The organism is Mycoplasma sp. HU2014 (assembly GCF_001199495.1).
In the GTDB taxonomy this organism is placed as follows: Bacteria; Bacillota_I; Bacilli_A; order Mycoplasmatales; family Mycoplasmataceae; genus Mycoplasma.
Genome location: NZ_LFYS01000009.1, coordinates 1 through 13,950, shown reverse-complemented (window position 1 = coordinate 13,950; position 13,950 = coordinate 1). Strand labels below are relative to the sequence as shown.

The 13,950-nt window shown below is 26.4% G+C and carries 12 protein-coding genes and 1 pseudogene; 1 reads left to right on the top strand and 12 read right to left on the bottom strand.

Annotation, left to right across the window (positions count from 1 at the left end; all coding sequences use genetic code 4):
• A partial coding sequence (locus AB668_RS05645; protein WP_160314999.1) for a hypothetical protein occupies positions 1 to 280 on the top strand: 280 nt, incomplete at its 5' end.
• A gap of 320 nt (positions 281 to 600) precedes the next feature.
• Here the strand turns inward: AB668_RS05645 and dnaJ are convergent.
• The 12 genes and pseudogenes from dnaJ to AB668_RS00540 all read right to left on the bottom strand — a co-directional run.
• Positions 601 to 1,731, bottom strand: coding sequence for a molecular chaperone DnaJ (gene dnaJ / locus AB668_RS00595; protein WP_050517179.1), 1,131 nt, complete (start codon positions 1,729 to 1,731; stop codon positions 601 to 603).
• 73 nt (positions 1,732 to 1,804) lie between these two features.
• Positions 1,805 to 3,586 (bottom strand): molecular chaperone DnaK, encoded by a 1,782-nt coding sequence (dnaK, locus tag AB668_RS00590; RefSeq protein ID WP_050517178.1) that lies wholly within the window; start codon positions 3,584 to 3,586, stop codon positions 1,805 to 1,807.
• 59 nt (positions 3,587 to 3,645) lie between these two features.
• Positions 3,646 to 4,209, bottom strand: coding sequence for a nucleotide exchange factor GrpE (locus tag AB668_RS00585; RefSeq protein ID WP_050517177.1), 564 nt, complete (start codon positions 4,207 to 4,209; stop codon positions 3,646 to 3,648).
• Complete coding sequence (gene hrcA / locus AB668_RS00580) at positions 4,196 to 5,233, bottom strand: heat-inducible transcriptional repressor HrcA (RefSeq protein ID WP_050517176.1); 1,038 nt, start codon at positions 5,231 to 5,233, stop codon at positions 4,196 to 4,198. Before hrcA ends, AB668_RS00585 begins: the two co-directional genes overlap by 14 nt.
• An 11-nt stretch (positions 5,234 to 5,244) precedes the next feature.
• A complete protein-coding gene (locus AB668_RS00575; protein ID WP_050517175.1) occupies positions 5,245 to 7,383 on the bottom strand; it encodes an ATP-dependent Clp protease ATP-binding subunit in 2,139 nt (712 codons plus the stop codon).
• 145 nt (positions 7,384 to 7,528) lie between these two features.
• Positions 7,529 to 8,194 (bottom strand): LemA family protein, encoded by a 666-nt coding sequence (locus tag AB668_RS00570; RefSeq protein WP_050517174.1) that lies wholly within the window; start codon positions 8,192 to 8,194, stop codon positions 7,529 to 7,531.
• Between the two features lie 29 nt (positions 8,195 to 8,223).
• The gene (locus AB668_RS00565; protein WP_050517173.1) at positions 8,224 to 9,966 is read right to left on the bottom strand and encodes an MAG1210 family protein; all 1,743 of its coding nucleotides are present in this window, start codon (positions 9,964 to 9,966) and stop codon (positions 8,224 to 8,226) included.
• 15 nt (positions 9,967 to 9,981) lie between these two features.
• Positions 9,982 to 10,836, bottom strand: a complete 855-nt coding sequence (locus tag AB668_RS00560) for a Cof-type HAD-IIB family hydrolase (RefSeq protein WP_050517172.1) — start codon at positions 10,834 to 10,836, stop codon at positions 9,982 to 9,984.
• A complete protein-coding gene (locus tag AB668_RS00555; protein WP_050517171.1) occupies positions 10,836 to 11,384 on the bottom strand; it encodes a tRNA (cytidine(34)-2'-O)-methyltransferase in 549 nt (182 codons plus the stop codon). The genes AB668_RS00560 and AB668_RS00555 overlap by 1 nt, the downstream gene beginning before the upstream one ends.
• 9 nt (positions 11,385 to 11,393) lie before the next feature.
• The gene (gene rdgB / locus AB668_RS00550) at positions 11,394 to 11,993 is read right to left on the bottom strand and encodes an RdgB/HAM1 family non-canonical purine NTP pyrophosphatase (RefSeq protein ID WP_050517170.1); all 600 of its coding nucleotides are present in this window, start codon (positions 11,991 to 11,993) and stop codon (positions 11,394 to 11,396) included.
• Positions 11,994 to 12,112: 119 nt separating this feature from the next.
• Positions 12,113 to 13,396 carry an ATP-binding protein gene (locus AB668_RS00545; RefSeq protein WP_050517169.1) on the bottom strand — a complete coding sequence of 428 codons (1,284 nt, stop codon included), beginning with the start codon at positions 13,394 to 13,396 and terminating at the stop codon, positions 12,113 to 12,115.
• A 59-nt stretch (positions 13,397 to 13,455) separates the two neighbouring features.
• Positions 13,456 to 13,950 (bottom strand): annotated as a pseudogene (locus AB668_RS00540) (IS1634 family transposase); the annotation flags it as partial.

Below are 13,950 nucleotides of genomic sequence, written 5' to 3'. Positions count from 1 at the left end.
AATATTAGAAAAAGGATCTCATGATTGAGGAATAGCTGATATAGCAAAAAGAAAACAATTAGATGAAGAAAGAAAACATGATTTAAAAACCCTAGGAACAATAAATAAAACGAGATGGATTCATACTGTATTAGATAAGACTCTTAACAGCATTAAAAAACACCCAAGTGGATTGCCCAGTGAAGTAGTCGATGAACTATCAGGACTTGTCTCAGGTGTTAAGAATGAATGTTATCGCATATCATTCGAACTCAAAGAAAAATTAGGCTTATTGGATTAGTTTAATTTTCTAATTTCCTTTGATAAGATTATTATAACTTAAAAATTTAAAGGTTCATTTTGTTTAAAAACCCACGACATAAAATAATAGTTTTTTTAACTTATTCCATGTCTGTTTAAATTAATTTTAAGTAATTATTCATGCTTGATCTTATACATTTTAAGGTTATTTATAAAAAACTGCTTAATTTTCAAGTTTTTCTATAGTCATATTAGGTAGAACTTTTATAATTAATATTTTTTTAGATTCTCATTAGCTATGCTTTCTTATTATATTTTAAAAAGAAAAACATGTAAACTGGTTTTGTTTACATGTTCATTTTATTCAACTATATTTTTAGGTTCAAAGCTTGAATTTTCAGATAATGATTGAATTAATTCTTTTTCTTTATTAGATAGATTTCTAGGAACAGCAATATTTATTTCAATAAATAAATCTCCTCTTTTATCTCTATTAACTTGTTTATATAAACCTTTATTTGAAATCTTAATTGTTTCTTTTGAACTAATTCCTTTTGGTAATTTAACTTTAACATCACCATCTAAAGTTTTAATAGTAATTTCATTTCCTAAAATAGCATCGATATAAGATACATTTCAAATCATTTTAAGATCATAATCATTTATAATTTCATAAACTTTAGATTCTTTTAGTAATAGATCGATATATATATCTCCATTTGGTCCACCATTTAATGAAGCATGAGCTTTGTTGGCCATTTTAATCTGTTGACCTAGCATCACACCTTTAGGAATATTAACTTCAATTTTTTGTTTAGCAAAATAATGACCTTTACCACGACAATCTTTACATTTATTTTTAATGATTTTACCAACACCATCACAATCAGGACAAACTGCACTTTGTTGGAATTGGATCATTCCTAAATTTCTTTGAATGTTAACATGACCTGTTCCAAAACATTTGTTACATTTAGTTATATCATCTTTTGATTTAGCTCCAGTTGCATCGCATGTTTTACAACTAGTTAACAATTGAGCTTCAATAATTTTTTCTGCACCAAATAATAGTTCTTTAAAAGTTAAAAAGATATTAACTTTTATACTTTCACCTTTTGTTACTCTTTGGGAATTTGAACGAGAATTAGATCCGAAAAAGTCACCAAATATATCTCCAAAAAATGATGAACCCCCACTTGATGAACGCATTTGACTAAAAATATCTTCAAATCCACCAAAACCACCAAATCCATCGAATCCTGAATTTTGATCAAATGCTGCATGACCGAATTGATCATATCTTGCACGTTTATCTTTATCAGTTAATACTTCAGCTGCTTCATTAATTTCTTTAAATTTTTCTTCAGCATCTGCTGATTTATTTAAATCAGGGTGGTATTTTTTGGCAAGCTTACGATAAGCTTTTTTAATTTCGTCTTCACTTGCAGTTTTTGAAACACCTAAAACTTCATAGTAATCTCTTTTTGCCATATTTTCTCTCTTTCTGATTTATGTAATAAAACAAACTAACACTCGTTAGTTTGTCTATATTTAAAATTTATAATTATTGATTTTGGTTTGGATCTTGATTTGGATCTTGATTTGGATCTTGACCTTGTTGTTTTGCAAATTCAGCAGCAGCTGCCATAGCTTGTTCTAATTCAGTCATTTTTTGTTCTAAAGAAGCATAATCTTCATTTTTAACTAATTCTTTAATTTCAGCAACCATTTTTTCAGATTGTTCTTTTTGTTCTGGTGAAACTTTATCTCCAGCTTCTTTAATTGAAGTTTCAATTACATTAATATAACTTTCTGCTTTGTGTTTTAATTCAATGTTTTTCTTTTTGATTTCATCAGTTGCTGCATTTTCTTCAGCTTCTTTTACCATTCTGTTGATTTCTTCATCACTTAAATTTCCTGAGTTTGAAATTGTAATAGATTTTTCTTCATTTGTTTGTTTATCTTTTGCTGATACATTTACAATACCATTAGCATCTATTTTGAATGTAACTTCAATTTGAGGAACACCTTTTGGTGCTGGTTGAATTCCTGTTAATTGGAATTGTCCTAGTGATTTATTATCTGCAGCCATTGGTCTTTCACCTTGTAAAATATTAATATCAACAGCTGGTTGGTTGTCTACTGCGGTTGAGAAAATTTGTGATTTTTCAGTTGGAATTGTAGTGTTTCTGTCAATTAATTTAGTCATAATTCCACCCATTGTTTCAATACCTAATGATAATGGAGTAACGTCTAATAATAACACATCAGTAACATCACCAGCTAACACAGCACCTTGAATAGCAGCACCCATCGCAACAACTTCATCTGGGTTAATTGTTCTGTTTGGTTCTTTATTTAATAAACTTTTTACCAAATCTTGAACAGCTGGAATTCTTGTTGATCCACCAACTAATAATACTTCATCAATATCTTTAGCAGTTAATTTAGCTTCACGTAAAGCATCTTGAACTGGTTGAGAAGTCATATCAACTAAATGTTTAGTAATTTTGTTAAATTCATTTCTTGTTAAGCTTGTTGCAAAAGAAATTGGTCCATTTTCATTCATTGCAATAAATGGTAAATTAATTTCAACTTCTAATTGACTCGATAAGTTGATTTTTGCTTTTTCTGCTTCATCTTTTAATCTTTGACGAGCCATTTTATCATTTGATAGGTCAATTGAATGTTCAGCTTTAATTTTTTCTAATAATCAATTAATAATAGCTTCATCAAAATTATCTCCACCTAGTTTGTTATTTCCACTAGTCGATAAAACTTCAAAAGTACCATCAGCAATTTCTAGAATAGAAACGTCAAATGTTCCTCCTCCTAAGTCATAAACTAAAACTTTTTCTTCTTTATCTGCTTTATCTAAACCATAAGCTAAAGCTGCAGCAGTTGGTTCGTTAATAATTCTTTCAACTTCTAATCCTGCAATTTTACCTGCATCTTTTGTAGCTTTACGTTGAGCATCATTAAAGTATGCTGGAACAGTAATAACTGCTTTTGTAACTTTTTGTCCTAGTTTAGATTCAGCATAATTTTTCATATATCTTAAAATTTCAGCTGAAATTTGTTCTGGAGTATAATCTTTGTTTTCTAAGTTAATTTTTGAGTTTGTTCCCATTTTTGATTTAACTGATTGAACAACGTTTGGGTTAGTTATAGCTTGACGTTTAGCAGCTCCACCAACAATAATATCTGAGTTTTTAAATGCAACTACACTAGCAGTAGTTCTTTGTCCTTCAGGGTTTTCTAAAATGATAGGTTGTCCACCTTCTAAAACTGAAACAACAGAGTTAGTTGTTCCTAAATCAATGCCAATAATTTTTTCTTTTGCCATAATTTTCTTATCTCCTTAATGTTTTTAGTGTTTTTTATATCTTTAATGTTTTTAATTTATTATTTTGCTACTTTAACAAGTGCATAACTTAACACTCTATCGTGAATCATATATCCTTCACTTAAAACAGCAACAATTCTATTTGATTCAAATTCACTGTTTTCTACTAATTCAGTTGCTTCTTGCTTTGTTGAATCAAATATTTCTCCAACTTGAGTGTTCATCGGTTTAATGTTGTTTGATTCAAGTGACTGAACTAATTGATTTGAAATCATTTCAAATCCCATAACATACGGTTTAACTGCATCATTATTAATTGGTGAATTAATAACTTTTTTTAATAATTCAATTGGTTGAATAATATCTTTAGCTAATTTTGATACACCATACTTTTTAATTTCTAATTCTTTTTGATTATATTTTTTAGTTAAATTAGCAATATCTGCAACATTTAATTGTTTTATGTAGTCTATTTCTTCTTTTAACTTTTTATTTTCTTCAGCTAATTCATCTTTTTTAGATTTAATACTTTCAATATATTCTAAAACTTTTTCAGCTTGTTGCTTATCTAAAGAATCTAATATTTTCAGTATTTCATCTTTTTTAGATTTATGTTTTGCCATAATCCAAATCCTTTCCTTCTAAAATCTCAATGATTAAATTCATTAACCTATTAACTTGAGAATAATCAATTCTTTTTGGACCTATTAAAGTCAGTACTGTAGAATTATCTCCAACTTTTAACTCAGTTCCTACCATAGCAATATCATCAATATTTTCATCAATTTCATTACCTATTTTTGTTGAAATTTTACTTATTTTTTTATTTGATTCATATGCTATATCAAATCATTGAAATGGAGTAATCTCTTCCATTAATTTTACAGCTTTTTTTAGTTTTTCAGTATCACTAAATTCAGGATTTTCTAACATATATCTCATTCCATGAATTTCTTTTTGATCTGTTTTAGAATCTAAAATTGTACTTATAAAAGTATTTAAAACATAATCATACTGTTTAATACTTAATGCTAGTTGTTCTTTTAATTTATCTATATGTTCATTTAATTGATCTAAACTAACTTCTAATAACGAATCTGAAAATAATTTAATAGCAATTTGAAGATCTTCTAAACTAATATCATTTAAATTAAATACTTTATTTTGAATTGAAGTGTCAGAAAATATAAATACAACATTAGCAATTTGTTCTGAAAGAATAATTAAATCTATTTTTTTAAGATTAATATCTTTAAAATTAGTTTTTTTAACAACAACTGCAGTCATTTTAGTAATTTCACTAATTATTTCACTAGCATAATTTATAGTTTTATCTACATTATAATTACGAAGTTCAAATATTTGTTGAAGATATTTTTTTAATTCTTTATCTTCGTTGTTATTAAATTTCATAATATTATCTACATAAAATCTATAACCTTTAGTTGATGGTGTTCTTCCGCTTGATGTGTGTTGCTTTTCTAAATATCCTTTTTCTTCTAAAATTGCTGATTCACTTCTAATTGTTGCTGATGAAACTTTAATATCTAATAACTCTAAGATTCTTTTTGATCCAACAGGTTGATTTGTTTTAATGAATTCTTTGACAATTGCTTCTAATATTTTTACTTGTCTTTCTTTTAACATAACTAACCTAACTAATTTATTTGTTGTTTTTCTAGTACAAATTCATTTTCTTTAACATCAATTGTATATCTTTGATTTTCTTCAATTGTCTGGCTAATGATTGCATGAGCTAATAAAGTTTCAATATTTTTTTCTATATATCTTTTAATAGGGCGTGCACCAAATTGTCGGTCATAACCTTCTCTTATAATCTTATCTTTAGCAGCTTCAGAAAAATTAATATAATAGCTTTGATCTTTTATTAATCTTTCTGATAATTCATTTAAAACTTTATCTACAATTTCACTGATTGTATTTTCTGATAGTGCATTGAAAAATATTATATTATCAATTCTATTTAAAAATTCAGGTTTAAAGTTTTTATTCAATTCATCTTGTATTGTTGTAAATGTTGCAGGTTCTAGATTACTTACAGCTAGTATATGTTCACTACCAATATTTGAAGTCATAACAATAATTGTATTTTTAAAATCAATAGTTTTTCCTAGTGAATCAGTTAATCTTCCATCATCTAAAATTTGAAGTAGTATGTTAAATACGTCAGGATGAGCTTTTTCAATTTCATCAAATAGAATTATTGAATAAGGATTTCTTCTAACTGCTTCAGTTAATCTTCCTCCTTCTTCATAACCAACATAACCCGGAGGAGCACCAATTAATTTAGCAACTGAATGTTTTTCCATATATTCACTCATATCAAGTCTAATCATTTTTTTAGGTGAGTTGAATAGAATTTCAGCAAGACTTCTTGCAACTTCAGTTTTACCAACTCCAGTTGGTCCTAAAAATAGAAAACTTCCAATTGGTTTATCAGGATTTTTAATTCCACTTCTGCTTCTTATAATTGCATTAGTTACAGCTTTAATAGCTTCGTCTTGACCTTTAACTCTGATTTTTAGTAATTTATCTAAATTTAGTAATTTTTCTTTTTCTGATGAAATTAATCTATCAACTGGAATACCTGTTGATTTTGCTACAACTTGAGCAATATCTTTTTCACTAACTTCTTCTGATATTATTCTGTCAGTTGAATCATTTTCATAAGTTGATAATTGTTTTTCAAGTGAAGGAAGTAATGAGTATTGAATTTCTCCTGCACGTTGGTAATTCCCCTCACTTTGAACTCTTTCAAGTTCTTGTTTTAAACTTTCAATAGTTGATTTTAAAGAGTTAATTTTATTTAAATATTCTTTTTCTTTTAGTCATTTTTCATTTAACTTAGCTTGTTGTTTTTTAAGTGATTCAAGTTCTTTAACTGCTTCAGCTAATCTTTCTTTTGATTTATCATCTTTTTCTTTTTCTAAAGCAGATTTTTCAATTTCAAGTTGCATAACTTTTCTATTAACTTGATCTAATTCAGTAGGTACACTTGCTAGTTCAGTTTTTATCGAAGCAGAAGCTTCATCTACTAAATCAATAGCTTTATCTGGTAAAAATCTATCAGTTATATATCTACTTGATAATTTAGCAGCAGCAACTAATGCGTTATCGTGAATTCTAACTCCATGATATGTTTCAAATCTTTCTTTTAACCCACGTAATATAGAAATTGTTTCATCAACAGTTGGTTCATTTACTAAAACTCTTTGAAATCTTCTTTCTAAAGCAGCATCTTTTTCAATATATTCTCTATATTCATTTAAAGTGGTTGCTCCAATTGCTCTTAATTCACCTCTAGCTAGTGCTGGTTTTAATAAGTTAGAAACATCCATTCCTCCACCGGTTCCAGTTCTTCCTGCACCAACTATTAAATGTAGTTCATCTATAAATAAAATAATTTCTCCATTAGATTTTTCAATTTCTTTAACAATAGCTTTAACACGTGATTCATAGTCACCCATATACATTGCTCCAGCCATTAAACTTCCCATATCTAATTCTAAGATTTTTTTATTTTTTAATAAATCGGGCACATCTTGTTTTACAATACGTTGAGCTAATCCTTCAACAACAGCAGTCTTACCTACTCCCGGCTCACCGATTAAAACTGGATTATTTTTTGTTTTACGAGAAAGTATTTGAATAAGTCTTGATATTTCTTCTTCTCGTCCAATAACAGGATCTAATTTTCCATCCTTAGCATTTTTAGTTAAATTTCTAGTATATTTTTTTAAAGCATCAGTTAGAGTTCCTTTTTCTTGAAATTCCATAAATCTACACCCCTTTTGTAAATACATTTTATTCAACTACAATTATTGTATCACTATTTTTAGCAATTCAACAATGAGAGTGCTAATTTTTAAAAATCTTATCTTTTTTAAGAATTAAAAAGTTGAACTTTTTAGTTCAACTTAATTAAGAAAAGAAATCTTGTCTTGCTTGTTGTTTAATTTCACTTGTTGTAGCGAAAGGAATTTTTGTTGTATATCCTAATTTAGCTGCAACCATTTGTTTTGCAGGTCATTCATTAATCGCTCTATTTCATTGATTAATTGAATCATTATATATATCACGAGTTGCAGTAATTTCTTTTTGTAGATATATATTTTGTTGCATAGCTTCTCTAACTGATTTATGAGATTGTAATTCAGGATAATTTTCAAATTGAAGTTGTAATCCTCTAATATTATGCTCAACTTCTTGTAAAACTTCAGTTCTTGATTGTTTAGATAGATCAATTCCACTTCTATAAGCAGCAACTGATTTCATAATATCTTTATCTACATCAATTGATTTAGATAATAAACTTGCTAAGTTTTTCATAACTTGAACTCTTTGTTCTAAATAGTTATCAACTTGTGAAGCGTTTGCTTGGATTTTTTGTTCTAATTGTGCTAAATAGTTTCTAGCTTTAACTTTTCTATATTGGAAAATTAAACCAGGAATAATTAATATTCATAATAAAATTTCAAATATTTTTGATCCGACTCCAACTGTAATAGGAAGTTGTTTATTGATAACATTAATTTCACGTCCATCTTCAAAAACAGGACCATTAATTTCATCTAATTGATTTGCCATTTGTTTATCTCCTTTTTAATTATTATACTTTAATCTACAAACTCAACAATTGCTAGATCTGTTGTAATTTGATTTTTGTTTAATTTTGGTGCAACATTTTCATATCAATCATCATCGATACTAAATTCTTTGAATGGAGTTATTTTTAATTTACCAAAAGTAGTACATTCAATATATTCATCTCAAGGAACTGGAACGTTATGTAAGTTTCCATCTCTTCCTCATACTGGAACAAATTCAACTCTTTGAACTATATCATATCCTTTAGACTCAACTTGAGCTATTTGAGTGTCTGGATCGAATGATTTAACGTATAATAATGAATCTGTTTTAGCTTCTTTATGTCTAAATAAAGAGTTATCTAGCATTGATAATTGAGCTTCAATTTCAGGTTTACTCAACACTACTTTTGATGTTTCTTTTTTAGCTTGACTATCAACATCAATATTATTTAAAGTTGGTATAGCAAAATATGGAGCAAAAATTGAATACATGTTTAAGAAATATCATTTATTTGTTTCAAAGAAGTATTTTTTAATTTCATCATAACTATATGATTCAATCATTGGATAAATATCATTTATTTCAAATTCTATTAATTCATTTGAAGTTATTGAAAGACACTTGTTTTGTTTGATCATATCGAAATTATCTCCAAAACTAGCTTTATTATCTTCGATTAAACGAACAAGATTTTCTTGAGCAAGTGGGGTGAATAATAAACGGAATTCTCTATCATCATTTCTATCAAATGCTCCGAAATAAGCTTCAAATTTTGTATTTGTTAATGGAGAGAAGTTAAGGTTGTTCTCAGCATATTTATATAAGCTTTTTTCAATTTTTTTAACGTATTTTTCTTTTTCTCTTTGACTAATTTGATTTAATCCAGCACTAGTTCTAGTAAAGTTTAAGTTAGGTGCAAGATCAACACCAAATGTTAAATATGAAAAATCATATTTAACAGGAATAGGTTTAACAACACTAGCAACTAAAGTTTGAGTTCTAGTAACTATTTTATCTCCTTGAGTTTCTTGTCAAGAAATAACTAAACTTCCAACATATTCTTTAGACTCTATTTCAATTTTAGAACTGCTAGATAAAATAAATGGATTGTTATAAACTGATCCTGATTTTAAAGCTGTGCATGATAATTCTTTATCATAATAATAATTAATAGGTTTGTATTTCTTTTTAAAGTTATCTAAACCTTGTTGAGTTAAAAATCTTTTAAATTTAATTAAAGGCATAGTTTCAGAAAAGATTTTTTCTTTAGTACCATGATCAATTAAACTTATAAGATCGAATGTCTGATCATAACCATTTTTTAATTCTTTTTTATATGTTTTATTAGCATTATTAACTATACTATCAATTTCTTTTCTCTTTTTTCTAGTTCATAAAACATGTATTAATAAAAAAGTTGTTGCAACAATAACAGACATAGCTATACAAATTATTGCAGTTGTTCTTTCAGAATTTTTCATTTCTTGTGATTGAGTAATAGATCAAATGAAAAATGCGAATGCTAAACTAGAAACTACTATAACTACTATGTTAATTATTGATCATACTTTTACTCTTTTTAAAATTGTATTTGATCTATCTAATTTATGTTTAGCTTCGTTAATCTTTTTAACTTGGCTACGGTTTTTTTCAATATTAATTTCTGATTGTTCTGTAAATTCTTGAAAATATTTTTCAATGATTTGTTCATTTTTATGTAAATAACTTTCAAATTCTTGAACCGGATCTAAAATAACATCATTATTCATTTTTGATTTCCTTTCTTAGTTATTCAATATCTTTTCAAGTTCTTTTCCTACACCGTTGTTTTCAACTGAATCACAAACTTGATAAGCTACTTGTTTTAATTTATCAACAGCATTAGCTGTTGCATAACCTTTATCAACTCCACTAACCATTTCAATATCATTATGATTATCACCAAAAGTAATTACTTTTTTATAATCTGTGTTAATTAGTTCTGATCATTTTTGTAAACCAGTTAGTTTATTAACACCTTTTTTCATAATGTTAAACATTGTTGGAAGTGATTGAACTAAATCAAATTTATCTAAATATTTATCAAACAATTTAAGTTTATCTTGAACTTGATCTTCTTTGATTCCAGACATATTAATTATTAATTCAACAACTTTAAATTCTTCTGATCTAATTTTTTTTGATAATTCTAGTAATGTATCAAATTTTATAATTGTTCAACGATATTTTTTTCTGATGTTTGACATATATTTTTCTCAAACTTTAATTCTTTTAGATTGATCAGTTCCTAACATCATACCAGGAGCATAACAAGCAACATCAATTTGATTTTCATGACACATTTTAATAATATCTGCTGTTAATGAACTATCTAAATGCTCAGCAAATAAAACTTTATTAGTTTTTAAATCAGTGATTAAAGCACCATTACAAGCAATGATTGGTAATTTTACTTTTAATTGTTTTGCTATTTTTTTATTACATACATCTAATCGACCAGTACAAAAACTAAATTTATGATTTGTTTTCTTTTGATATTTTTTAATTGACTTAATTGTATCTTTAGAGATATTTAGATTTTTATCAGAAATAGTTCCATCTAAATCACTTAAAACATAAGAATAGTTTTTATTTTTCATTAATCTTCAATTCCTTTTCATGCATCTGACATAATATAGTCTTTTCCTTTTTGAACTTCATGCTTAACTAAATCTAAATAATCTCATTGTCTTAAAACTTCATAACTTGCAATGCCAACAGTATTTGCTATATTAATACTTCTAGCTTCAGCGATCATAGGTATTCTAAAAGTAGTATCAAAATTATCTTTAATAATTTGTTTTGAAATTCCGGTTGATTCTCTACCAAACATTAAAAATACATCATCATTAATTTTTGTAAAATCAAAATCTGAAATCGGTTTTTGTCCATATCTAGATAAACAATATAGTTTAATATCAGGATTTTTAGTTTTAAAATCTTGTCAGTCATCATATCTAGTACAATCTACAAATTTAAACTCATTTGCACTAGGACGAGATAAATGTCTTTCATCAAAAATAAATCCTAAAGGTTCGATTATATGTAGTTTAGCATTAATAGCAACACAAGTTCTCATAATTGCTCCAACATTTTGAGCAATTTCTGGTTCATATAAAACAATATTTAATTTTCTTTTATCAGTCATAATTTCTCCTTAATACTTATTTATAAAATCACTAAATTGATCAATAGCTTGTCTTCTTGCTGAGTTTTGATTCTTTTCATCACTTGTCATTTGTGAATAAGTTTTGTCTCTATTTTTAGGAATAAAAACATAATCATATCCAAATCCAAATTCTGTAATTCTTACATCATTTGAGATATAACCTTCTACAATTCCTTTAAAAATATCTTGTTTATCATTAACTGCATCATAAAAAGCAATTGTAGTTATCATTTTTGCTTTTCTTTGTTCTTGAGTTTGATAATCTTTTAATTTATCTAATAACATATGACAAATTTGACTATATTCAGTTACTGGATAAGCTCATCTTTTTGAATAAATTCCAGGAAAATTATCTAATATATCAACACATATTCCAGAATCATCACCAATTGCAATTCCATTAATATATTTTGCTAAATCTTTTGCTTTTATTAATGCATTTTGTTCAAATGTAGATCCATTTTCTTCAATGTCATTATATTCTGGTAAATCTAATAAAGTTTTAACAGTTCAATCTTTTAAAATCGCTTGATATTCTCTTTTTTTATTTTTATTATTTGTTGCAACTCATATTATTTTTTTATCCATAATTCTCCCTTGTTTGTAAATATATACAAATATATTTTAAACAAAAATCACACTTAACTATATAACTTTGTCATACTCTTAACTATATAACTTTGTCATACTCTCATCACTCTTAATGTTTAATCTTTTAAAGTGTTAATTGGTACTATTATAATTCCATCTTCTCTTTTATAAATAGCATTTCCAATACCTACTATAATACATTTTAAAATTGGAGCTTTATTGTTATTTTTTTCAATCTTTTTAACTGCTTTATTTAATGATTTTGCAGCTTGTTCAATTTGAGCTGATGATAGTTTAGTTTCAATTGCACATCAATTTCCATTATCAAGTTCAATCACAGCATCAATTTCATTATTATCATAATCTCTGTAGTGAAACACTTTAGCTTGTAGAGCTTGAGCATAAACTCTTAAATCTCTTATAACTAATGATTCAAATAAAATACCAAATAATTTAATGTCATTTACCAATTTTTCAACTGTAACATTTAATAAAGCACAAGCTAGAGAAGGATCACAAAAACGTTTCTTTTCTGAAATCATCACTCTTTTTGATGATCTTAAATTAGTTGCATAAGGTTCTTGATTGTTAAAAATAAACATTCTATTTAAAACATCAATATATTTATTAATTGTTGGACGAGAAAAAGTTTCTGCGTCATTTGCTGAAATATCTTTTATAATAGTTTCTTCTGATACAAGTGTTGCTTCATTTCTTGCTAGAGATTTTAAAATTAATTTGATTTTTAATGGATCATATCTTGAATTATCTATTTCTTTAATTGATTCATTTAAAATAGTTTCAATATAAGAGTTAGGTAATAAATGACAATTAGAAACTGGTGTTTCAATATTTTTAGGTCATCCACCTCTAACTATTAAATAAGCTAATTGTTCAAAAGTTAAAGGTTCAACTAACTGTTCATTTACTTTTTGATCACATAAATCCTTTAATGAAACTATTCCTAATGATTCTTGTGATTCATATAAAGACATCGTTTCCATTCTAACTCTTACAATTCGTCCAGCTCCAGAATGTAATACTCCTTTATATTTTGGAGTTGATGAGCCAGTTAAAATAAACATTCCATTTTTATTTTTTCAATCAACTTCTCATCTAACTGCATCTCAAATTGAAGGAACTTCTTGCCATTCATCAATAAGTCTTGGATATTGTCCATTTAAAATAATTTTTGGATTAACTAAAGCAAGTTGTCTATTAGAAAAATTATCAGAAGGATCTCCTACAAAAAAAGCACTTTTTGATAAATAATATGAAGTTGAAGTTTTACCGCATCATTTAGGTCCATCAATACAAATTGCACTAGCTACATTAAGATATTTGTCTATTACTTTTTCAATGATTCTTAATTTATAGTTCTCAAATAATTTATTATTCATATTAAATCTCTTTTAAACAAAAATATTCCTATATATTAAAAAATTCCCAATTTCAGACACTATATTTTTAAAACTTTAATAAGTTCTTTAATATATTTTAATGTTTCAACATCATCCCACTCTTCTCTTACTCTTGGTTTTCTTTTTTTCATTACTTTTGATAAATATCTAAAAATTTGACCAATTGTTTTATTTTCTAAAACACCATTTTCAAGTAAGTAATTTTTTATTCTGCAAAGCATTATAGATGATAAAAAATTAATAAATTCAGTAGCTATTATTCTGTAATTTCCCTGAACATTTCCTTCGTTTTGTTCTAGTACATTTTTAAATTGCTTAAATAATAACTCAATTTCTCATCTCTTTTTGTATGAGATGTAGATATCTTTTATGTTTAAATTTCCATTACATTCAAAAATAATTAGTCCAAAAAGATCTTCTTTTTCCAATAGTTTTTTTCATCATAAACACCTTTTTTATAAGTTCGACTAATAAAATTTTTCTTCTGAGTAAATTCTGTTAAAGTTGACCTATAACAAAAATAATACTTTCCA